The sequence below is a fragment of the Streptococcus pseudoporcinus LQ 940-04 genome (genome assembly GCF_000188035.1).
Classification (GTDB): domain Bacteria; phylum Bacillota; class Bacilli; order Lactobacillales; family Streptococcaceae; genus Streptococcus; species Streptococcus pseudoporcinus.
The window spans coordinates 251,461-275,266 of the sequence record NZ_AEUY02000005.1; the positions used below are offsets into that span (position 1 = coordinate 251,461).

Sequence of the window (23,806 nt, forward strand, 5' to 3'; positions counted from 1 at the left end):
GTATAAAACAAAACGGCTACTAATAGCTAAAAGGAAACGATAGCCCTTACGATTACTGACCTTCTAGCCTTAGCTAAAAACCGGTCTTCTCATGATAAATACTGCGCCTTACCCTGACTAACCAAGATATGACCAGTTAAAGTTACAATTTCCTTATTTAAAACAATGTCTGCTGAATCCTGAACATACTTCTTAAAATGGGCACTCTCAATATGTTGCTGGTAAGCCTCTTGGTTTTGATAAACTTCAAAGAAATACCACTGACTCAAATCTTCCAGAGAACGACCACAAAAAAGGGCCAAGACACCGCTCTCTTTTGCAATAGAAGTAGCCATTTCTTCATTTAAGATTGCCTTAAAGCTGGCAGCATTCTCCGGTGCTAAACTTATCTTAGCTAGATGAATAGCTAATGTAGAGGCATTTTCAAAGATTTTTCTTTCTGCTTTTTCAAAAAGAAGCTCCGCCTGTAGAATAATAACCCTGCTACTCTTCAAACCATCACTAGCATAATCTAAGAATGTTTTAAAATGGTCAGATTGAATGTGTTCACGATAGGACGCTTCATCTTTGTAGACTTCAAAGACCACTTGTTGTTCAGGATTATCATAGTGGCAAGAAGCCATGACCAGAGTTCCCTCTTCGTGATTAATTGACTGCAAAAGGTTCTCTTTTCCAATCTTTTGGAACCTTTCCATTGTTGACGGAATAGGTTCTAGTTCAAAAAGACGCATAATAGGGGCTTGTTTTTCTGGATTCATTAATTTGTTTCTCCTTATTATTGTCAAAATAAGTGTCTAAAATCTCTCAGTGGACAAACCCCAATCTAAGCGAAGTTAGGGCTTTGCTATTCCCAAGAAAAGGTTTAACCTTCTCAAATCCCCTAGGCCACACGCTAGGTCCTTTATTAGGATTGTACCAAACCCTTCTACAAACAGACTACCTTAGGCCTTATTGCCTTCCTTTAAGTCTGGATAGGGCTAATCCATTATAGTGTTGCTCAGTGGGGGGTGCTGACAAGATTCTGCAGGCTCGATCATTACAATTAGATTGATAGCCCGCTGTTTCACGGAACTTTGTTTGTCTGCCAGTCCCTTTTATTTTAAATAGAACAATAAAACATGTGTAAAGACACTATTGTTCCTCTTTTTTGTTTATTTTTTCTATTATACCAAAATTTAGTCTTAATTTTAATCTGACTTCCGCACCCCCTACCCCTAGGCCTTATAAAAAAGAAGCCTACTCAGTGAGTAGGACTTCTCTTTTCATATAATCTATCTGATTTTACACCTTACTATTATCGTGCGGTTCATTAGCTAGTTCATCTAGAATATGACTATTGACAACCTCAGGCAGGTCTCTTAAGAGCGACGACCCTTAGTTGTTTGGCTAAAAATACCTAATAAACTCAGAATGATAAAAATAATAGCAAGTAATGGAGACTTTTCTTTTTCTCCAGTCATTGGTAAAACAGTCTTTTCTGAACTAGCAACTGGCGCAACTGCTTCTTCTAGCTCATTAAAGTGGGGCTTTTCTTCATCTGACAGCTGCTCTACAGAAGGAGATGTTTGGCTAACAACAGTTTTTTCTTCAGTCTCCTCATGATCTGAGAAACCAGTCACATTTGGCTGTGTTTCTTCACTGACTTCAACTGGTTCTGACTGCATACCGAAATGATGGACTGGGGTTTCGCTATCCTCTTCAAAAGTATCAGCTCCCGAGAAACCAGTCATGCCAAACTGCGTGTCTTCAACAAGTTCAACTGAGGCTAGCTGCATACCGAAATGGTAGACTGGGGTTTCGCTATCTTCTTCAAAAGTATCAGCTCCTGAGAAGCCAGTCATGCCAAACTGCGTGTCTTCAATAAGTTCAACTGGTTCTGACTGCATACCGAAATGATAGACTGGAGTTTGGCTATCTTCTTCAATGGTTTCAGCTCCTGAGAAGCCGGTCCTACCAAACTGCGTGTCTTCAATAAGTTCAACTGGTTCTGACTGCATACCGAAATGGTAGACTGGCGTTTGGCTATCTTCTTCAATGGTTTCATCTCCTGAGAAGCCAGTCACATTTGGCTGTGTTACTTCGCTGAACTCTACAACTTCTGATTGCTGTCCAACTTGATAGACTGGCGTTTGGCTATCTTCTTCAATGATTTCATCTCCTGAGAAGCCGGTTCTACCAAACTGGGTGTCTTCTGATTCTTCAATTAAGAAACTTTGTCCAAATTCACGAGCTGGCTCCGAATCGTAGGTTTCCTCATAAATAGGGTCACTATTTTCTTGGATTGAAAGGGCGCCTGTATTGCTGCCACCTATCATTTCGGTTGCTGAATCTTCAAAAATGTCAACAAAGTCACTAGTACCAAAACTGATTTCAATGACATCATTGTCTTGTCCTATATCGTCAGGTTGAGGTTGGCTGTCATTTCTTACAGAATTTTCTGGAAGGACTGGATCAGTCAAGCTTTCTTTTGGCCAATCAGCAGTATCAAGATCAAAAGTAAGCCCTGGCTCTGTCACAGGAACTATATTAAAAGTTTTAAGGCTAAGTTTTGGTTTTTCAATGACTATCGTCTGAGGTGGTGTTGGGACTTTGGGTTCAATGACAGTCTCATAAACTGGGGGTTCTGGCTTGACAACTTCATTTAACTTAACTGAATTACCAAATAAAGAGAAGAGGATTCCTCCAACCCGTTTTTCTCCCTTAGCTGCTGTGTTTGTTCCAGCCATTAGAGTAAGTTTTTCCGTATCAAATTGTGCTTCGGTTAACTGTGATTTTACTTTATAGTTAGTATCAGTAATCTGGTAATAGCTTTCCTCAGTGAAATGTCGATAGTTCATCTCAGTTCCGACACCAATAGCTAACATGGTTCCTTCTGGTGTTTTATCAAAATTTTGAACATTGAAGTTATTAGCTGAGCTAAAGGTCTCATTAGTATTTGTAATTTTTGAATCCTGAGGTACAGAAAAAAGTTTACTTCCCCCTTGACCAAAATCAAATGTGATTTTTTGCCCTAAATCGATATCGCCGATCACTTGAGTCAAAAGAATTTTCGTTGGCTGACCTTTAACTAAAAATTCAAATTTGAAGCCCATATCTCTGTGATTCCGATAAACAAATTCGATAGAACCAGAATTGTTATCTTTTGCTTCAAATTCTTTACCTATATAAAGAGCTTGTTCAACTTTGAAGGTCCCGTCATTCTTTTTCTGACCAAACCCGTCTCCAAGATGAGTAATCGTAACCTTTAAATCAAGATCCTCTCCTGTTTCAATCTTCCCAACATTTTTTAAGATAAAGGAATCATTGACCTGATAACCTGTTAGTTTAGTGGTATGACCAATACGACTTGTTTCATTAGCCAGGTCTTTTCCTATGCTGACCTGATAATTACCCTTACCTTTTTCAAAAGTAGTATTTTTATTCCAAGTAAGTGATTCTTTTAAATAATGGGCCTTTAAGGCATCTAAATCAGCCTTAACTTTTAAGCCCTTATAGTAGTCAATACTATTTGTTTTATTTTGATCTAGTGTCCCGTAAAGTTTTAAAGTATCACTATTACCATTGCCAACTGTTTTCTTATCTTCGTCGGTAAATTGGTATTCTTGACCAAGACTTTTTTCGGCTTCTTCATATTTTTTTTGTGCAGTTTCGTAATTAGTCTTTTTCTCTTGATTAGCTGCTTCAATGCGCTCTTTTTCCTTTACCTGTTGCTGATAAAGGGCAAGTTCTTCCTGATACTGTTTTTGCTTAGCTTCTTCAGCAGCTACTTTTGCATTGTAACTAGCTACTTCTGCTTCTACTTGTTTCTGCTGTTGATCATAAGCCTGATTAACCTCATTAGCAATTTTTTCAGCCTCATGCGCACCTGGATAAGAAATCACATCTTCAGTAAGGTCAACTTGGAAACCTTCTGATTGGTATTTTTCTTCTAAACTCTTAACTTGATTTGACCGGTTAAGGGCTGTTTCTAAGTCTTTGCTTGGGTCGTTGGCAAGCACTTGACTAGAAGTGGCATTACCTCCTGCACCTGAAGTCACTTCATCAGCAGAAACGTGATGTGCTACTAGGGAAAAACTTAACCAAGCAACTGATAACAGCCCAAGTGAGGTTTTTCGTAAAGCATAGTGATAATTATTTTTAAAAAAGGTCATCGTTTTCTCTCTCTCAATCAATCGTCTTATTTTTTTATCATTCATTAGAAAATTAAAAGAATTTTACAAATAATAGAAAATATATTTTTCCCCAAAAATATACCCGTTCAAATTTTCTAATAGTTAGTGATTTTTCACTAACAATGTCTCTAATCATAACAAGTCTTTCTTCTTTTTTCTAGTAATTGTTCTTGATTTTTTTCTCAAAAAAAACATGTCCTTATTGGCTAAATGAGAAAAAAACGCTTACTCCCTTGTATACAGTGAATAGTTGATTTCTCAAAGTGAATGATTTATAATGGCTTTATTTAGGAATCGTGAGCATTTTTTGCTGTTAACGACTTGTGAGGAAATTCTGTGTTAGAACATTATTTAGAAAAACCGATTGTAGATAAAAAAGTACTCCTAACTTTTTTTTTGGATAAGAGACAGATTTTAGTCTCAGAACTTATTTCTGAGACTGAATTATCTTACAATCTCATTAAACAATATTGTCAGGAATTGAATGAACAATTCTCCCAAAGCCTCAAAATTGAGGTTAGTCCCCAAATCATTACAACTACTTATAATGAACAATTAAAAGATCACTATTTCTTTGACCTCTATGCTCAATCTAATCTCTTGCAACTCTTGCGTTTTCTGCTTTTGAATGAGGACAGTCAAAAACCCCTAACTTATTTTGCAGAACGCTCTTTTATCTCAAATGCTTCTGCTTATCGTATGCGAGAAGCAATTCGACCTTATTTAAAAGAGATTGGTTTGGCATTACACAAAAATGTCATTAGAGGAGATGAATATCGTATTCGTTTTCTAATTGCACTTCTACAGTCTAAATTTGGTATTATCATTTATGAATTTAGTCAAGAGGATTTTCATGTCATTGATCAATTTATTGCTAATAGTGCTTCTAGTTTAAAATTTTCAAATTTACTGGAACATTCCTTTCAATTTTACAATACCTTATTAGCCTTATCTTGGAAACGATTTGATTACCGAGTAAGCCTTCCCAAATCAGATATTTTCAATGAGCTAAAACAAATCTTCATCTATCAAAAGATATCGGAAACTGCTACTGCCACTATTGAAAGACAGCTACATCTCTCTTTTAACACATCCGATATTGACTACCTTTTTCTCATCTATATTCTTGCTAATAATTCCTTTGCCAGTCAAGATTGGACAGTAGAAGAAGTAGATTTTTATATCTCTATTTTTGAAAAGAACTATCATTTCCAACTGCTACTTAACCCCTTAAAAAAACTATTTGATATTCCTCAACAAAAAGAAAAAGAGTTTGTCAGAATCGTTTTAGCTTTCGCTAAAGATCATATTTATCAATTAGAGCCATTTATTCCCGAAAAGAATTATTTCCTTTCAAATTATTGCTCAGAGAATAGTCTTCTAAAGGAAGCTATTTTTAAGATTGTCAAGAAATGGAAAAAAGAGATTAAACAATCTGCGCAAGTGAATGCCCGTCATCTCAACCTCTTTTGTAACCATTTGGAACTTTTTTTAAAGAGTTACCAACCTCCCCTACAGCTTGTTTTTTTGTCTACCGATTTTACCAGTTCCATGACACTTACTGATTTTATCGCCAATCGTTTTTCGTCAGATTATGTTCAGTTCCATTCCTATTATCTTCTAACAGATGATATTTATCAGATTGCTGATATTAAGCCTCATTTAATGGTGACCAGTCATCAACTTATCCCTTTTATTGAACACGAAATCATCTCAGGAATCCCAATACTTGATTTTTCGCATAATAATCTTGAAACAAATACTAGGCAATTACAAGATACTATTGCCAGATTAAAAGCAGAGCAATTTTCCAATTTTTTGAAGCAACAGATACAGTTAACCGAGGCTTAGTCCTCTTACTCTTGTAGCTTCTTTAGAGGTATATAAAAAAACAAAGCCTATTTGAAAATGGATAGACTTTGTTTTTTTATGATTACCCTTCTTTTTTTCTGATTTTACTCATCGTCATGACGACGTTTGACTGCTGCAAATAACCCACCACTGGCGACTAGTAAACCAGTAATCCAAAAAAGCTGACTTTCTTTTTTACTACTAGTACTATCAGCTAAGCTTGGTAAGGTTTTTGCAGTAGAACTTGCTAGCTTAGCATCTATTGCTAAAGCTGTTTGTGACCCTTGGTAAATAAGAACTGTGTGACTTTTATGGTCAACAGGAACTACCACATTATTATCTGTAGCTAGTCTATGACAGTCACCCTCAACAAATGCTGTTAGGTTTGTTCCAAAGATGGCATTACTTACCCAACGGTAAAAATTGATCGTGTGCGTTTTATTGACAGGATTACCTGCAAAGATAAACATTGGTTGCCCTTGGAATATACCACTTACGGCTACCGTTTTATTGGCCAGGCCTTCGTGTTGTGGCCACCAACCTGAAACATAAAAATCACTTGATGAAATCTTTGCTAAGCTTATAAAACCGGCAGGAATCCCTTGAATCCAAGAACCAGAATTAGCATAATAAAGTGACTGTGCTCCATAACCACTTGTATAAGGACTACTTGCATCAAGGTTAATCTTCATTAAGCCTTCATAACTGCCCCCATTTTTTTCATCGGTCATAGCTGCATCAAATCCGGGCAAAATACCTAAACTTTCCAACTTAGCCATTGCCACACCGCCAAGTACAATGATTGGTTTCTTACCTAGAATACTAGCATCAAACTGATCATTGTCTAGAACGATAACATCTGCTTGGTCTGCTGAGTTAACAACATTGAAGCCCATCTGGCTTAAGGCCAAGCTGACTTCTGAAGGTGATGTGAAGCCTAAGGAAGCGTTGGGATTGCCTGGTGCATAGACACTTAAGGCTTTTAAACTTTGACCAATTGGCTTCAAGCAGCTTGGTTGAGCATATAATGGATAGGTCGCAATAACACTTTCATAAGTCAGTTTATCCATGACGTAGCCGTCATCTGTTAGATAAACTTTTTTACCAGCTTTTAATGCTGCATTAACGGCCTGAACAGCTGCTAAGGAATTATTAGAAACAATGTAATAGTCTTTCTCAGTTGGAACGGTTCTAGGGGCACTTGTTAAGGTCACGTGCCCTATTTTACCAGCAAATAGCCCTGCTTGGTAAATAGCATCTGCTTTAAAGCCGCGCATTGCTGGGAAATTCATAACGAGTTCAGCATACATTGCTGGCCACTCGGATTCGTTTGCCCCTTTATACATGACATGGTTAGCATAGCCTCTCTTGGCTTGCGCCATATCAATCACTAGATCCCCTTTATGGTAACCAGCTACATCTTGATTTAATTGACTCAAGATCACTCCATTACGGCGGAAATAGTCAATCATCTTAAAGGCTTGATCGGTATCACTTTCCCTTGAAAGTCCCATTGGGATAACGTAGTAATCTGGGAAAAAGTTAGTATGTCCATCTTTAATTCTCCCTTTAACGCTACCATCAACTGTAACTAATGCATCGTTAGCAGCAGCCACCTCTGCTTTATGAATGCCACGTGAGTAAAAGACTAAACGATTCTTCATCAACTGGTCACTATTTTGCAAATCATAATGAATACCTGCCAGAACAGCATAGTAGCCTGCTTTATAGGATTCTTCATTAGTTTCAGGAACTTCTATGGTGTGACCTAAAATACCATGATAGAGACCATATACTGCTGTATATCCAGAGAAAGAATCATCCCATCCTGAGCCATAATCAAATTTAGGAATAATATAACTAGCATAGTTGGAATTTGTAATGCCTGCATTTCCCATGGCACGTGCTCCCTCAACTAAGCTATGATCAAATAAATCATATTCAAAGTTAGGATCATGCGGTGGGGTACATGGTTCTATTAAGAATTCCTTAACAAAGCCATGCAGATCAAAAATAGCAATGGGATTCCATTTGTTGATCTGTTCAACAATGGCGCGTGTTTCAGGATTTGTCTGATAACCTGTATCTCGGTTAGGATCCAAACCATTATTAAGGGCGCGGGTATTGGCAATATCACCGTCCGGATTTTCCGTAAAATCAAATAATAAAATAACTTTTTCTAATAGTGCTGGGATATCAATGTTAACTGATATGGGATTTTTATCCGCATCAAGCGTTTGATAATGGATACTTGTTTGTCTTGCAAAAGCTTCAAAAAGACCTCTAACAATATCAATCCCTGGTTGTTCATCTGCGTGAGTATTATTGATAAGAATAGGCAATTGGTAATCATATTTACCTTGAGCTAATAATGCTAAGGCTTGATTAGGTTGCATGAGCATCACTGGGCTTGTCCGGTTAAGATACTTATCAAGAGTGGCTTGATCTTTCGCAACGATTCCCATCTTAATATCATTACCAAGAGCACTTTTACCAATAGTATCTACTTTCACTAGACGATTAGCAGCATGATTCGTTTGAATGTCCTTGAGTGTATTAAGTAACTCTTCATGTGTTTGGTAACTTTCATAAGGCCGTAACCTTAGTTCTTTTGTAACAATTGTTAAGCCGTCTTGACTAATACCTTGAAGGCTATAAGTTCCCATATAATCACGGTAAGTCCGTCGAATATTATTAGGCCAACGAAGGCTGAGATCTGGGCCAAAGAGCGGTTCAATTTTAATTTGGTAAGTAGTTCCACCTGCTGTCATTGTGCTTTGCACGGTTACTGTTGGTTGACCAGAAAATTGACCCGTTTTGATATCATAGGTATTAGCAGGTAAATTGGGAATTGTCCAAGCCATGGGACTCTCCGTTGCCACATTAATCGCAAGCTGATTAGACTTATCCATATAGATAGTCTGAGGTTCTTCAACTTGAGTAGTTGGAGTCGGGGGAACTTGAGCCTTGGCAGTAGCCTCAGTTGTCTGGCTTGTGCTAGCTTCTGCTGCTCTTGATTCAGTAGTAACCTCAGAATTTACCAAAGCCTCATCTTCTATAGCTGTCGAAGGTGCCGGAGCTACTATCTCTGTTCCTACTGATTTACTTTCCGACGAGGGGGCAGCTACAACTGTATTTACAGGAGTAATTTGACTACTTGTTGGGGCAATGGTTTCCTTCAAGGAAATATCACTTGCTTTAGCTTGCTGAGCTAAGGCAAGACTACAAAGTATTAAGCATGATGCTGACAAACCCTTAATAACTCGATTAGCAGCAGTTGAATGACTAGAATTAATTTTAGTCATATAGGCCTCCTAAATTAGAATCGTTACGCATTGTTCTTATTTTGCCATCATTTTATCATTTTAAAACATTTTTTGCAAGCGCTTCCATTTTGTTTTAACTATTCTAAAGAGTGATACTATTATCATTTTATGTTAATCACAATACTATCAATTTACAAGTGTATTGATAATAACTTATATTTTATTTAGTTCCTAATATTTATGAGATCTTTTTAGCTAATTATGGATAATTATCTATTAAGCATCTCTTTTTTTAATAATGTCATTGTTTATATTTGCTTATTTCCTTGAAATATTATTCCTACTTAAGAATAGTTATTCTTAATAAGAATTCGAAAAAGAGCACAATTGTGCTCTAGATTACCTTACTTATTTCTTTCGTAGTTTTACGACTGCTTCAGTCCTTGCCGTATGAGGGAACATATCCACTGATTGAATATATTCTATCTGATAAACCTTGGCTAAAGTAACCAAATCACGTGCCAAAGTTGACGTATTACACGAGACATACACCATTTTTGCAGGCTGAAATTTTATGATGGTTTCTAGTAATTTTTCATCCAAACCTGTCCTTGGTGGATCGACAATAATAGCATCAGCCCGATAGCCTTCCTGGTACCATTTTGGAATCAAGTCTTCTGCTTTCCCAGTTTCATAGTAGGTATTCGTAAATCCCATTGCTTTAGCATTCTTTTTCGCATCAGCAATTGCTTCTGGAATAATGTCCATTCCACGGATACCTTTAACATGCTTAGCAAAAGCAAAACCAATTGTACCAACACCACAGTAAGCATCTATTATTTGATCCTCTTCAGACACTTCCAAAGCTTTTACAACTTCTGAATATAAGGTTTCTGTTTGTTGAGGATTTAATTGATAAAAGGCTCTTGGTGATAAAGCAAAGCTATAGTCTAAAACATCTTCATCGATTGTATCTTTGCCCCAAATAATTTCTGTTTGTTCACCATAGAGACTACTTGTTTTTGATCTGTTATAATTAACAGCTACTGTCTTTATCTCTTCAAAGTTAGTTACTAACTCTTTAACCAAGGGAGCAAGATGCAATTCTTTACTTGTCACAAAAATCACTTGAACTTGGCCACTTGATTGACCTTTTCGAATCATGACAGTGCGTAAACCAGCAATGCGACGTTCATTATAAATGGGGATCTTATGCCCTTCTAACAGGCTCACAATACCATTAATGATTGTTTGAGTGGTACTATCCTGTACCAAACAGTTTTCGATGCTAATCAAGTGATGGCTGCCTTCAGCAAATAAACCTGCATGCACCTTCCCACCAAATGACCTGGTCTGAAACTGCAATTTAGCACGGTAACGCCATGGTTCTACCATACCAATAGTATGCTTGATGGGAAAGTTTTCAAATCCTTGAGGCTGAAATTTTTTAAGGCTCTGACGAATAAGATCATCTTTAAAGTCTAACTGCTTAGGATAGGCTAAATGCATAATCTGACAGCCTCCACAGTCTTCATAAATAGGACATTGAGGTTGGACCCTATCTTTGGAGGCTTTAAGAATCGTTACTAGCCTAGCATAAAGAAATCGCTTATTGACTGAGGTCACTTGGCAAAGAACTTCCTCTCCCTTTAAAGCACCTGGTATAAAAACTAAGGTCTTTTTATAAAAGCCGATACCTTCACCGTTAATCCCCATCCTCTTTATTTTTAGTTTAATTTCTTGTTTGTTTCTGATACCCTGCATATAAACCCTTTTCTCATCTGCTTAGAAATTCTCAACATGTTCGTACAAAACCTTTTCTACTATTTTACCATTTATTTGTTATAATGATTAATATGAAAATAAGCAAAATTGAAAAGAAAAAACGACTCTATCTGCTTGAATTAGATTATACTGAAAAACTATATGTTACTGAAGATACTATCGTTACATTTATGCTGTCCAAAGATATGGAGATCAGCCCAGAACTACTCAATGAGATAAAAGTATTCGCTCAGTTTTCACATGGTAAAAACCTTGCTCTTTATTACATTTCCTTCCAAGTTAGAACTAAAAAGCAGGTCATTGATTACCTCCACAAAAATGACATCGATAAAACCACAATCGACCATATTGTTAATGATTTAGAAGCCAATCACTGGATTGACGATACTAAGTATATCGAGACTTATCTCAGACAAAATATTTTATCTGGAGATAAAGGTCCCCATGTTCTGAAGCAAAAACTTTTACAAAAAGGCATCTCACCATCTCTAATTGACCGGCATCTCACCCATTATGATTACTCTCCTCTTGTGGAAAAGTTAGCCACAAAATTGCTTTCTAAATACCAAGGGAAACTACCGGAAAAAGCTTTGAAAGATAAAATCATTCAGTCCATTCTTACTAAGGGATTCTCTTATGATTTGGCCAAATCTGTCGTAGGAGAGCTCCAGCTGGAACAAGATCAAGAGCTAAATAACCACCTATTAACAAAAGAATTGGCTAAACAGCACCGTAAATTCAGCAAAAAGTGTGACGGTTATGAACTTCAACAAAGGCTTTTTCAAGCACTTTATCGAAAAGGCTTTGAGGCTGATGCGATTAATCAAGCCTTAAGAGAATACCTATAAGTCACTCAAAATGAGTGATTTTATTCTTTTTTTGTGATAAAATATAGCAGATAAGTTTAATTGTAGAAAGTTGGTAAGGCATGAAATTACCTAAGGAAGGCGACTTTATTACAATTCAAAGTTATAAGCATGATGGTAGTTTGCACCGCACCTGGCGGGATACTATGGTACTAAAGACAACTGAAAATGCTCTGATTGGGGTAAATGATCATACACTTGTCACAGAAAGCGATGGTCGACGCTGGGTCACTAGAGAACCAGCCATTGTTTACTTTCATAAGAAATACTGGTTTAACATTGTTGCAATGATTAGAGATAATGGGATTTCTTATTATTGTAATCTAGCTAGTCCTTTTATTTTAGATGGTGAAGCATTAAAATATATTGACTATGACCTAGATGTTAAAGTATTTGCAGATGGTGAGAAAAGATTATTAGATGTGGATGAATATGAACTGCATAAAGAAAAAATGCAGTATTCTCCTGATATTGACTTCATTTTGAAAGAAAATGTAAAAGTCCTAGTTGATTGGATTAATCAAGAAAAAGGACCTTTCTCGAAAGCATATATTAAAATTTGGTACAAACGTTATCTTGAACTGAAGAATCGTTAATAAAAGTCAGGCACTCCCACCGGAGTGCTTTGCTTATCATTTAGAAAGGAAATAGCTATGGCATTTCAAAACACTCGAGAAAGATATGCAAGCTTTGGCGTAGCCACCTCAATACCTCCAGAAATTATTGATACATTCTGGCAAATTATTGACGAAAATTTAAAAGGGGTCTTCTCCTTAGAAGATATCCTGCTTTTTGCATTAGTCAAAAATAACAAGAACAACCTTTCTATTGAATACCATGATAAAAAGAAAAACTTACTCATCGTTTTTGACTATGCTTATCCTTTTGATCCTTTTCTACCACAGTATGTCTATGCTATTGACAATGATGGTATTGAAACAATCCTCTTAAAACATGAAATCAGTTGAGAATAAGTCCCACAGCCCATCTCAACCACTAATAAACATAACAACATAAGACTAAGTAACAATCTTACATCTAAGTTTGCTACGAGAAGATAAACTGAGTAGTCTAGGCTACTCAGTTTTAGTAGTTACCTCAATAATATAAAAAAACTCTTCATACCGAAGAGTTTAACCTATAGTCCGTACGGGATTCGAACCCGTGTTACCGCCGTGAAAAGGCGGTGTCTTAACCCCTTGACCAACGGACCATATCTTTAATGGGCACGAGTGGACTCGAACCACCGACCTCACGCTTATCAGGCGTGCGCTCTAACCACCTGAGCTACGCGCCCAAGCATAAGCTTGGGTAAAATATGTTTTAAAAAAACAATGCCGGCTACATGATTTGAACACGCGACCCTCTGATTACAAATCAGATGCTCTACCAACTGAGCTAAGCCGGCCTAAAGGTTATGCGGGTTAAGGGACTTGAACCCCCACGCCGTTAAGCGCCAGATCCTAAATCTGGTGCGTCTGCCAATTCCGCCAAACCCGCTTGATGACCCGTACTGGGCTCGAACCAGTGACCCATTGATTAAAAGTCAATTGCTCTACCAACTGAGCTAACGAGTCTCATATCATCTTTTTTATCATTTAGTAACGAATGACATAAGCTTCGCTTAATTTATCCGCAACTTTAAAAAGTCTACTAGACTTCTTAAACGGTCCCGACGGGAATCGAACCCGCGATCTTCGCCGTGACAGGGCGACGTGATAACCGCTACACTACGGGACCTCGTATCTTTTTTAATACTATGGGAGTTAACGGGTTCGAACCGCTGACCCTCTGCTTGTAAGGCAGATGCTCTCCCAGCTGAGCTAAACTCCCTTTGAGTGTTCCTAAGCTAAGCGACTTCCTTATCTAACAGGGGGCAACCCCCAACTACTTCAGGCGTTCTAGGGCTTAACTGCTGTGTTCGGCATGGGTACAGGTGTATCTCCTAGGCTATCGTCACTTAACTTATGAATGAATTGTAGTCGAACTAAAATCTTAGTCAAAAAGATAAACTTCCTTGTGCAAGCACACAGCGTCACTTTCCTATTTTCATACAGATTTTTTTACGTTCTCATTACTTCATTTAGTCCACTCGAAATTGAATAACTATATCTTACCAAGAACTCTACCTCATTGTCAATAAACTTTTTTATCTTTGGATAAGTCCTCGAGCTATTAGTATTAGTCCGCTTCATAGCTCACACTACTTCCACTTCTAACCTATCTACCTGATCATCTCTCAGGGCTCTTACTGATATCTAATCATGGGAAATCTCATCTTGAGGGGGGCTTCGCACTTAGATGCTTTCAGCGCTTATCCCTTCCCTACATAGCTACCCAGCGATGCCTTTGGCAAGACAACTGGTACACCAGCGGTAAGTCCACTCTGGTCCTCTCGTACTAGGAGCAGATCCTCTCAAATTTCCTACGCCCGCGACGGATAGGGACCGAACTGTCTCACGACGTTCTGAACCCAGCTCGCGTGCCGCTTTAATGGGCGAACAGCCCAACCCTTGGGACCGACTACAGCCCCAGGATGCGACGAGCCGACATCGAGGTGCCAAACCTCCCCGTCGATGTGAACTCTTGGGGGAGATAAGCCTGTTATCCCCAGGGTAGCTTTTATCCGTTGAGCGATGGCCCTTCCATGCGGAACCACCGGATCACTAAGCCCGACTTTCGTCCCTGCTCGAGTTGTTGCTCTCGCAGTCAAGCTCCCTTATACCTTTACACTCTGCGATTGATTTCCAACCAATCTGAGGGAACCTTTGGGCGCCTCCGTTACCTTTTAGGAGGCGACCGCCCCAGTCAAACTGCCCGTCAGACACTGTCTCCGATAGGGATTTCCTATCTGGGTTAGAGTAGCCATAACACAAGGGTAGTATCCCAACAGCGCCTCTAACGAAACTGGCGTCCCGTTCTCTATGGCTCCTACCTATCCTGTACATGTGGTACAGATACTCAATATCAAACTGCAGTAAAGCTCCATGGGGTCTTTCCGTCCTGTCGCGGGTAACCTGCATCTTCACAGGTACTAAAATTTCACCGAGTCTCTCGTTGAGACAGTGCCCAAATCATTACGCCTTTCGTGCGGGTCGGAACTTACCCGACAAGGAATTTCGCTACCTTAGGACCGTTATAGTTACGGCCGCCGTTTACTGGGGCTTCAATTCAGATCTTCGCTTGCGCTAAACCCTCCTCTTAACCTTCCAGCACCGGGCAGGCGTCACCCCCTATACATCATCTTACGATTTAGCAGAGAGCTGTGTTTTTGATAAACAGTTGCTTGGGCCTATTCACTGCGGCTGTCATCGCTGACAGCACCCCTTCTCCCTAAGTTACGGGGTCATTTTGCCGAGTTCCTTAACGAGAGTTCTCTCGATCACCTGAGGCTACTCGCCTCGACTACCTGTGTCGGTTTGCGGTACGGGTAGAGTATGATACTACGCTAGAAGATTTTCTTGGCAGTGTGACATCACTAACTTCGCTACTAAACTTCGCTCCCCATCACAGCTCAATGTTAGAGATATAAGCATTTGACTCATATCACACCTCACTGCTTAGACGGGCTCTTCCAATCGCCCGCTTTAGTTAGCCTACTGCGTCCCTCCATCACTTCATACTCTAGTACAGGAATATCAACCTGTTGCCCATCGAATACACCTTTCGGTCTCTCCTTAGGTCCCGACTAACCCAGGGCGGACGAGCCTTCCCCTGGAAACCTTAGTCTTACGGTGGACAGGATTCTCACCTGTCTTGCGCTACTCATACCGGCATTCTCACTTCTATGCGTTCCAGCACTCCTCACGGTATACCTTCTTCACACATAGAACGCTCTCCTACCATTACTATTACTAGTAATCCACAGCTTCGGTAAATTGTTTTAGCCCCGGTACATTTTCGGCGCAGGGTCACTCGACTAGTGAGCTATTACGCACTCTTTGAATGAATAGCTGCTTCTAAGCTAACATCCTAGTTGTCTGTGCAACCCCACATCCTTTTCCACTTAACAATTATTTGGGGACCTTAGCTGGTGGTCTGGGCTGTTTCCCTTTCGACTACGGATCTTAGCACTCGCAGTCTGACTGCCGATTATATCTACTTGGCATTCGGAGTTTATCTGAGATTGGTAATCCGGGATGGACCCCTCACCCAAACAGTGCTCTACCTCCAAGAGACTTAACATCGACGCTAGCCCTAAAGCTATTTCGGAGAGAACCAGCTATCTCCAAGTTCGTTTGGAATTTCTCCGCTACCCACAAGTCATCCAAGCACTTTTCAACGTGCCCTGGTTCGGTCCTCCAGTGCGTTTTACCGCACCTTCAACCTGCTCATGGGTAGGTCACATGGTTTCGGGTCTACATCATGATACTAAAGCGCCCTTTTAAGACTCGGTTTCCCTACGGCTCCGTCTCTTCAACTTAACCTCGCATCATAACGTAACTCGCCGGTTCATTCTACAAAAGGCACGACTCTCACCCATTAACGGGCTCGAACTTGTTGTAGGCACACGGTTTCAGGTTCTATTTCACTCCCCTCCCGGGGTGCTTTTCACCTTTCCCTCACGGTACTGGTTCACTATCGGTCACTAGAGAGTATTTAGGGTTGGGAGATGGTCCTCCCAGATTCCGACGAGATTTCGCGTGTCTCGCCGTACTCAGGATTCTGCTAGGGCTTAATTCAATTTTAAATACGAGGCTGTTACTCTCTTTGGCTTACCTTCCCAGGTAATTCTTCTATTAAATTTAAGTCCCACATCGCAGTCCTACAACCCCGAGGAGTAAACTCCTCGGTTTGCCCTCCTGCCGTTTCGCTCGCCGCTACTAAGGCAATCGCGTTTGCTTTCTCTTCCTGCAGCTACTTAGATGTTTCAGTTCACTGCGTCTTCCTTCTCACAACCTTTACAGTCATGGATACTAACCATTAGTTAGTGGGTTCCCCCATTCGGACATCTCTGGATCAGCGCTTACTTACAGCTCCCCAAAGCATTTCGTCGTTAGTCACGTCCTTCTTCGGCTTCTAGTGCCAAGGCATCCACCGTGCGCCCTTATTAACTTAACCTTATTTCCAGTCTTGCGACCTTCTTGATTTTTTTAATATGTTCGCGTTTATCTTTTTTTCGGTTTATTTCTTGTTACTTTTCTACAATCATTTTCATGATCGTGGAATTTGATATAGTTATTCAATTTTCAATGGACTATACTAGGATACAAAGCAACGGTCGCTTTAGCGAAACTTCTGTAGAAAATTAGGAATCTGACACAGTGTGCTTGCACACAAGGAAGATTATCTATTTTCCTAGGAAGTTAGTTGCGTGTTCAACTTCACTTATTATTAAGTTTAGGTGGACTTATATCCTATGGAGCCTAGCGGGATCGAACCGCTGACCTCCTGCGTGCAAAGCAGGCGCTCTCCCAGCTGAGCTAAGGCCCCGACTAATAAACTGGTTTTGCATTATTAGTGGTGTGCTATCTTATCATGAAGCTTATATAAGACCTCTCAAAACTAAATAAGACAAGACAAACGTCTTCCATTTCCTTAGAAAGGAGGTGATCCAGCCGCACCTTCCGATACGGCTACCTTGTTACGACTTCACCCCAATCATCTATCCCACCTTAGGCGGCTGGCTCCTAAAAGGTTACCTCACCGACTTCGGGTGTTACAAACTCTCGTGGTGTGACGGGCGGTGTGTACAAGGCCCGGGAACGTATTCACCGCGGCGTGCTGATCCGCGATTACTAGCGATTCCGACTTCATGTAGGCGAGTTGCAGCCTACAATCCGAACTGAGATTGGCTTTAAGAGATTAGCTTGCCGTCACCGGCTTGCGACTCGTTGTACCAACCATTGTAGCACGTGTGTAGCCCAGGTCATAAGGGGCATGATGATTTGACGTCATCCCCACCTTCCTCCGGTTTATTACCGGCAGTCTCGCTAGAGTGCCCAACTTAATGATGGCAACTAACAATAGGGGTTGCGCTCGTTGCGGGACTTAACCCAACATCTCACGACACGAGCTGACGACAACCATGCACCACCTGTCTCTTCTGCTCCTAAGAGAAAGCCTATCTCTAGGCCGGTCAGAAGGATGTCAAGACCTGGTAAGGTTCTTCGCGTTGCTTCGAATTAAACCACATGCTCCACCGCTTGTGCGGGCCCCCGTCAATTCCTTTGAGTTTCAACCTTGCGGTCGTACTCCCCAGGCGGAGTGCTTAATGCGTTAGCTCCGGCACTAAGCCCCGGAAAGGGCCTAACACCTAGCACTCATCGTTTACGGCGTGGACTACCAGGGTATCTAATCCTGTTTGCTCCCCACGCTTTCGAGCCTCAGCGTCAGTTACAGACCAGAGAGCCGCTTTCGCCACCGGTGTTCCTCCATATATCTACGCATTTCACCGCTACACATGGAATTCCACTCTCCCCTTCTGCACTCAAGTTTGACAGTTTCCAAAGCATACTATGGTTAAGCCACAGCCTTTAACTTCAGACTTATCAAACCGCCTGCGCTCGCTTTACGCCCAATAAATCCGGACAACGCTCGGGACCTACGTATTACCGCGGCTGCTGGCACGTAGTTAGCCGTCCCTTTCTGGTTAGTTACCGTCACATAATGGATTTTCCACTCCCATTACCGTTCTTCTCTAACAACAGAGCTTTACGATCCGAAAACCTTCTTCACTCACGCGGCGTTGCTCGGTCAGGGTTCCCCCCATTGCCGAAGATTCCCTACTGCTGCCTCCCGTAGGAGTCTGGGCCGTGTCTCAGTCCCAGTGTGGCCGATCACCCTCTCAGGTCGGCTATGTATCGTCGCCTTGGTGAGCCTTTACCTCACCAACTAGCTAATACAACGCAGGTCCATCTCATAGTGAAGCTTTTGCTCCTTTTAACTCGGGTTCATGTGAACCCCAGTCTCATGCGGTATTAGCTATCGTTTCCAATAGTTATCCCCCGCTATGAGGTAGGTTACCTACGCGTTACTCACCCGTTCGCAACTCCTTGGTCTAGTGCAAGCACCAGACCTCAGCGTTCTACTTGCATGTATTAGGCACGCCGCCAGCGTTCGTCCTGAGCCAGGATCAAACTCTCTTTTTAGTTTGAACTCACTCGTTCTTTTCTGTCGCTGACAGATTTATTGTCTTTTGCTTTGACGGGTAATATGCGCTAACATATCACCCTCACGTTTGGTTATTCTTGTCTTATTCAGTTCTCAAAGGTCTTTGTCTCTTACGAGACAACTATTTCATTCTACCAACTATTTCTGCCTTTGTCAATAACTTTTTTCTTTTTATTTTCAATTAGGTTTTTACAGCTCTTGGCTTACCTCTGCTGACTCAGTAAGTCACTAAAAGTCCCTTACTTTTCTGACAAAAAAATAAGAAGGTATATCCTTCTTATAGTTCTTTTTGATATTCAGCAACTTCAGCTTTATTAGCCCATACAAAATGCCCTGGTTTTATTTCAACCATCTTAGGTTTGTCAACTGAATAGTCGTGCTGGTCAACTGAGTAGACAATTAATTTTTTCTTTCTCTCCAATATCGGATCAGGGATTGGTACCGCTGATAAAAGAGACTTGGTATAAGGGTGAATCGGATTAATGAAGAGTTCTTCTGTTTCAGCAACTTCCACAATGACCCCTTTATGAATAACTGCTATTCGGTCAGATATAAAACGTACAACGGATAAGTCATGAGCAATAAAGAGATAGGTTAGTCCTTTTTCTTTTTGCATCTTTTTCAAAAGGTTTAAAACTTGAGCCCGAACAGAGACATCAAGAGCCGATATAGGTTCATCTGCAATGACAAACTCAGGGTCCATAACTAAGGCACGTGCGATCCCAATACGCTGGCGTTGCCCACCAGAAAATTCATGGGGATACCGCGTCAGATGTTCCGATAACAGACCGACTTCTGACATCATATTTTTTATCTTTTCTTGTCGTTCCTCTTCAGTTTTAAAGAGATTAAAGTTATAAAGACCTTCTGAAATGATATAATCAACTGTTGCTCGCTCATTTAAACTAGCAGCTGGGTCTTGGAAAATCATCTGAATCTTACGAATTAATGCGTTGGCTTCAGATTTTGATTTTTTTCCATTTATAATTTTTCCGTCATAAAGAATATCCCCTTTGCTTGTCTCATTCAAACCAATGATAGCACGCCCAATTGTGGTTTTACCAGATCCTGATTCTCCAACAAGTGAAAAAGTCTCTCCTTTGTTAATAAAGAAGTTAGCATTTTTGACGGCTACAAATTTTTTCTTTCCTTCACCGAAGGAAATTTCTAAGTCTTTGACTTCAACTAATTTCTCAGACATTTCCTTCCTCCCGATAGATTTGCTTCTTTAAAATTTTTCCATGAATGTCTTGAATGACCTCAGGTTTTTGAACCTTCGGTGCATCCGGGTGGAGTAACCATGTTTTGGCCCAATGCGTTTCACTCACGTTAAAACGCGGAGAGCTTTCTTCAAAATCAATTTTCATGGCATAGCGTGAACGAGGCGCAAAAGCGTCGCCAACAATCGGCTTGTACAGTGACGGTGGTGTCCCTGGAATAGAGAATAAAACACCTTTATCATCAGCTAATTGTGGCAAGCTTGATAGGAGACTCCATGTATAAGGGTGCCTTGGGTCATAGAAGATATCTTCTACCCTTCCATACTCAATGATTTCTCCTGCATACATGACCGCCACATTAGTCGCTATACTTGCAACGACACCAAGATCGTGAGTAATAAAAATAATGGTAAATTGATATTCCTTTTGAAGTGACTTTAACAATTCAATAATCTGAGCTTGAATAGTAACATCTAAAGCTGTAGTTGGCTCATCACAAATCAGAATATCTGGGCGACAGGCTAACGCAATTGCTATAACAATCCGTTGCCTCATACCTCCAGAATATTGAAATGGGTACTCTTTAAAACGTTTATCAGGATTAGGAATACCAACCTTAGTCATATAATCAATAGCCATTTTTTTAGCTTCAGAATGAGATTTCTTCTGATGTTTGATAATCACTTCAGTGATTTGACTTCCGATTGTTTGAATCGGGTCAAGACTTGTCATAGGATCTTGGAAAATTGTCGCTATTTTTGCTCCGCGGATACCTTCCCAGTCTTTATGATTTTTGAGTTTCGTTAGCTCTTGCCCACGGTAATCAATACTTCCAGAGGCCACTCTACCATTAGATTCTAACATTCCCGTAAATGTTTTTGTCAAAACTGACTTTCCACTTCCAGATTCCCCAACAACTGCTAGGACATCGCCTTCATACAGATCAATTGAAATATCACGAATAGCAGTTAAGGTGCGATCACGAACATCAAATTCAACAACGACATTTTTTGCACTTAATATTATTTCTTTATTTTCTTCCATAACAACTCCTATCTATGCGTTCTTGGATCACTAGCATCAGCTAAGTTTTGCCCTACAATATAAAGAGGTAAAGACACCAAAATAAGAGTGGTTAGAGGAATCCAGAATAAATATGCATTAGTTGTTAAATTTGAAGAATAATTAGAAATTAAACGTCCAAGACTTGGTTCTGAAAGTGGTAAACCTAAACCAAAGAAAGAAAGGAAGGCTTCTGAAGAAATATAGGCCGGAAGCAACAAGGATACCATTGATACGATAACAGAAACCAACTGTGGCAATAAGTTCTTAGTTGCAATTTTATGTGTTGGCGTTCCTAATGTTTGGCTTGCCAGGTTATATTCTAAATCGCGGTAGCGGAGTACTTGAACCCTCACAGAGTAGGCAATTCCAATCCAGCCTGTCACACAGAAGGCGAATATCAAATTCCAAAATCCTGCTCCAATAGAGTAGGTTAAAACGATAATAATCAACATTTGAGGCAAATTCGAAATAACGTTATAGACTTCAATCATCACTTTATCAACTGCCTTGGAAACACCCCACAAAGCACCAATAACCACACCCAAAAGCATATTAATCACAGTCGCAATGACAGAAATCAAAATAGAATTTCTGGCACCATACCAAACACCATCAAATAATGATTGTCCATTTTGATCAGTTCCAAACCAATATTCAGCACTTGGTGAGATATAACGTTTTGAAAAATCATTAATGTTACTCACATCACCAAAATCATAATTTGCAAATATAGGGTAGATAAAACTCATTAAAATAATCGCAATAAGAATAATCAACATAAACACCGTTGATTTACGTGAAAAGAACTGACGAAAAACCGATTTCCAGTATGAGTAAGCTGGGGCATCAATGACTTCTGATGCATAACTGTCGAGTTCAACAAACTCAAATTTACTTTTGTCAATTGTTGCCATTACTTTCCTCCTTTACTAGATAATTTGATACGTGGATCAAGTATGGTCATTAGGATGTCACCAGCTAGCAATGCTAAAATGGAAAGAACTGCGAAGATAAAGACAAGGCCAACAACCATTGCATTATTAGCTACTTTAATAGCATCAATCAGCATTTTACCCATTCCTGGAAAAGCAAAAACAGTTTCAGTTAAGGTAGCTCCTGCGATAGTTGCAACTACTGCCTGTGGAATTCCATTGACAATGGGAACCATAGCTTGTTTAAATAAGTGATTTTTTGATATTTCAGCTTCCGTTAATCCTTTAGCACGCGCAAATCGAACAAAATCACTACCTTGTAAGTCTACCAAGTAGCGACGGAACCAGACGACATTTCCTGGTGTTCCTAGAATTCCCAAAATTAGAGCTGGCAAGACGTAAGATTTAGGATCGCTTGCACCTAACAATGGAAACGTATCAGGAAGGCCAACCATTGAGCCTATGAAACGAACAATATATATCAAGGCAATGCTTGGAAGAGCTAACATAAATGTTGTGGCACCAGTAGAGAAACGATCAAATATGCCGTCTTTATAATAAGCCATCAACATACCAATCGGAAGGCCAAAGATATACGATAGTAAAACACCAATCATACCAATAATGAATGAATTACTTATCATAGATGGCTCTGCATGGTTGTTTTCAGTTGCAGTGTATGGGTCATCTTTTCCAAAGTTCATTCGATCCCTGACATCTGCCTTACTAGGTGACTTGTAAGTGCGAGAGTAGATATTAATTGGTGAAAACTTCTTAGTCCCATTTGGGAAGGTTACTTCTTTAGATAACGTGCGCCCTTGTTCTTGTGTAATAACTTGAATAACAGGAATATTAGCGTAAGTTGGATAGGAAATCCCCAAATTAAAGCCAATAAAGTTTTGGTGAACAAAGGGAAATTGTTTATTGAAGTATAACATATACTTATGTTTAGTCCCTGAACCAACCAAAGCTGGGCCTACTGCTGGATCTATTTCTGGGCGAATATAGCGAGCAAGGTTCGGATTTGATTTATCTTTAATTACCCACGGGTGATCAATTACTATCAAGTGACTGAAAAAATTCCACACTCGCTCATAAATTGGTATGTTACGGACTGCATAGAATTTTTTACTTTCTTCAAAACGTTTCAATTTCCAACCATTTCCGATGGATTTGATATAGGCCTGATAAATTTTTTGATTAGCCTTTGATGGTTCAACGCTAACAGATTTATCTATTTTCTCAGCCTTAGCTTCTAATTCTTTACTATTGTAGTAAGAAATATAGCCCATACGCTCGAAAATCGTATTTCGATAATTTTCTTTTTTATCTGGTGTCGTCACCATCTTGTTATAATTAGGATCTTGTTTAAAAATCAAATTTGTTGGAACAAGTGTAAAAACGATGACATAAGTCAGTGTAGTTACCAACAAAATTGATATTAAGGACCTCAAGATGCGCTCAATAATATACTTTTTCATTCCATTCCTCATAATAAGTTCAAAAGAACTTCCTCACTCTAAGAGAAAGTTCTTA

At 39.8% G+C, this 23,806-nt stretch carries 12 protein-coding genes, 8 tRNA genes and 3 rRNA genes; 4 read left to right on the forward strand and 19 right to left on the reverse strand.

Going from position 1 to position 23,806, the window contains the following annotated elements:
* Positions 1 to 89: 89 nt before the first annotated feature.
* Both STRPS_RS02590 and STRPS_RS02595 read right to left on the reverse strand, forming a co-directional pair.
* Positions 90 to 758 carry a putative quinol monooxygenase gene (locus STRPS_RS02590; RefSeq protein ID WP_007892667.1) on the reverse strand — a complete coding sequence of 223 codons (669 nt, stop codon included), beginning with the start codon at positions 756 to 758 and terminating at the stop codon, positions 90 to 92.
* 600 nt (positions 759 to 1,358) lie between these two features.
* Positions 1,359 to 4,151: a fibronectin binding protein gene (locus tag STRPS_RS02595; RefSeq protein WP_126476000.1), complete on the reverse strand. Its 2,793-nt coding sequence runs from the start codon at positions 4,149 to 4,151 to the stop codon at positions 1,359 to 1,361.
* A 357-nt stretch (positions 4,152 to 4,508) separates the two neighbouring features.
* On the opposite strand from STRPS_RS02595, the gene STRPS_RS02600 reads away from it, so the two are divergent.
* Positions 4,509 to 6,023 carry a helix-turn-helix domain-containing protein gene (locus STRPS_RS02600; protein ID WP_007896507.1) on the forward strand — a complete coding sequence of 505 codons (1,515 nt, stop codon included), beginning with the start codon at positions 4,509 to 4,511 and terminating at the stop codon, positions 6,021 to 6,023.
* Positions 6,024 to 6,127: 104 nt separating this feature from the next.
* Here the strand turns inward: STRPS_RS02600 and STRPS_RS02605 are convergent, their stop codons facing one another.
* Both STRPS_RS02605 and rlmD read right to left on the reverse strand, forming a co-directional pair.
* On the reverse strand, positions 6,128 to 9,328 hold the full coding sequence (locus tag STRPS_RS02605) for a M14 family metallopeptidase (protein WP_007892786.1): 3,201 nt from the start codon (positions 9,326 to 9,328) through the stop codon (positions 6,128 to 6,130).
* Positions 9,329 to 9,697: 369 nt separating this feature from the next.
* A complete protein-coding gene (gene rlmD / locus STRPS_RS02610; protein WP_007892785.1) occupies positions 9,698 to 11,053 on the reverse strand; it encodes a 23S rRNA (uracil(1939)-C(5))-methyltransferase RlmD in 1,356 nt (451 codons plus the stop codon).
* A gap of 92 nt (positions 11,054 to 11,145) precedes the next feature.
* On the opposite strand from rlmD, the gene recX reads away from it, so the two are divergent.
* The 3 genes from recX (at position 11,146) to STRPS_RS02625 (ending at position 12,908) form a co-directional block, all read left to right on the forward strand.
* Positions 11,146 to 11,922, forward strand: coding sequence for a recombination regulator RecX (recX, locus tag STRPS_RS02615; RefSeq protein ID WP_037598892.1), 777 nt, complete (start codon positions 11,146 to 11,148; stop codon positions 11,920 to 11,922).
* A gap of 80 nt (positions 11,923 to 12,002) precedes the next feature.
* Positions 12,003 to 12,536, forward strand: coding sequence for a nucleoside tri-diphosphate phosphatase (ntdP, locus tag STRPS_RS02620; RefSeq protein WP_007892798.1), 534 nt, complete (start codon positions 12,003 to 12,005; stop codon positions 12,534 to 12,536).
* Between the two features lie 57 nt (positions 12,537 to 12,593).
* On the forward strand, positions 12,594 to 12,908 hold the full coding sequence (locus tag STRPS_RS02625) for a DUF960 domain-containing protein (RefSeq protein ID WP_007892791.1): 315 nt from the start codon (positions 12,594 to 12,596) through the stop codon (positions 12,906 to 12,908).
* A gap of 173 nt (positions 12,909 to 13,081) precedes the next feature.
* Here the strand turns inward: STRPS_RS02625 and STRPS_RS02630 are convergent.
* The 15 genes from STRPS_RS02630 to STRPS_RS02700 all read right to left on the reverse strand — a co-directional run bounded on the left by STRPS_RS02630 (position 13,082) and on the right by STRPS_RS02700 (position 23,751).
* Positions 13,082 to 13,153: transfer RNA gene (locus STRPS_RS02630), tRNA-Glu, on the reverse strand.
* A 10-nt stretch (positions 13,154 to 13,163) separates the two neighbouring features.
* Positions 13,164 to 13,237: transfer RNA gene (locus STRPS_RS02635), tRNA-Ile, on the reverse strand.
* A gap of 38 nt (positions 13,238 to 13,275) precedes the next feature.
* Positions 13,276 to 13,348 (reverse strand) — tRNA-Thr (locus tag STRPS_RS02640).
* 10 nt (positions 13,349 to 13,358) lie between these two features.
* Positions 13,359 to 13,440 (reverse strand) — tRNA-Leu (locus STRPS_RS02645).
* Between the two features lie 4 nt (positions 13,441 to 13,444).
* Positions 13,445 to 13,517, reverse strand: a tRNA-Lys gene (locus STRPS_RS02650).
* A gap of 90 nt (positions 13,518 to 13,607) precedes the next feature.
* Positions 13,608 to 13,680: transfer RNA gene (locus tag STRPS_RS02655), tRNA-Asp, on the reverse strand.
* Between the two features lie 20 nt (positions 13,681 to 13,700).
* Positions 13,701 to 13,773 (reverse strand) — tRNA-Val (locus tag STRPS_RS02660).
* Between the two features lie 15 nt (positions 13,774 to 13,788).
* Positions 13,789 to 13,904: ribosomal RNA gene (gene rrf / locus STRPS_RS02665) — 5S ribosomal RNA — on the reverse strand.
* 191 nt (positions 13,905 to 14,095) lie between these two features.
* Positions 14,096 to 17,001 (reverse strand): 23S ribosomal RNA (locus STRPS_RS02670).
* A gap of 299 nt (positions 17,002 to 17,300) precedes the next feature.
* Positions 17,301 to 17,373 (reverse strand) — tRNA-Ala (locus STRPS_RS02675).
* Between the two features lie 109 nt (positions 17,374 to 17,482).
* Positions 17,483 to 19,031 (reverse strand): 16S ribosomal RNA (locus STRPS_RS02680).
* Together the 16S, 23S and 5S rRNA genes with 8 tRNA genes alongside form the textbook arrangement of a ribosomal RNA operon.
* 299 nt (positions 19,032 to 19,330) lie before the next feature.
* Positions 19,331 to 20,254 (reverse strand): ATP-binding cassette domain-containing protein, encoded by a 924-nt coding sequence (locus tag STRPS_RS02685; protein ID WP_007893669.1) that lies wholly within the window; start codon positions 20,252 to 20,254, stop codon positions 19,331 to 19,333.
* Positions 20,247 to 21,317, reverse strand: coding sequence for an ABC transporter ATP-binding protein (locus tag STRPS_RS02690; protein WP_007893602.1), 1,071 nt, complete (start codon positions 21,315 to 21,317; stop codon positions 20,247 to 20,249). Before STRPS_RS02690 ends, STRPS_RS02685 begins: the two co-directional genes overlap by 8 nt.
* Positions 21,318 to 21,325: 8 nt before the next feature.
* Positions 21,326 to 22,252: an oligopeptide ABC transporter permease OppC gene (gene oppC / locus STRPS_RS02695; RefSeq protein ID WP_007893576.1), complete on the reverse strand. Its 927-nt coding sequence runs from the start codon at positions 22,250 to 22,252 to the stop codon at positions 21,326 to 21,328.
* Entirely contained in the window at positions 22,252 to 23,751 is a 1,500-nt protein-coding gene (locus STRPS_RS02700) for an ABC transporter permease (protein WP_007893616.1), read from the reverse strand. The genes oppC and STRPS_RS02700 overlap by 1 nt, the downstream gene beginning before the upstream one ends.
* Between the last annotated feature and the right edge of the window lie 55 nt (positions 23,752 to 23,806).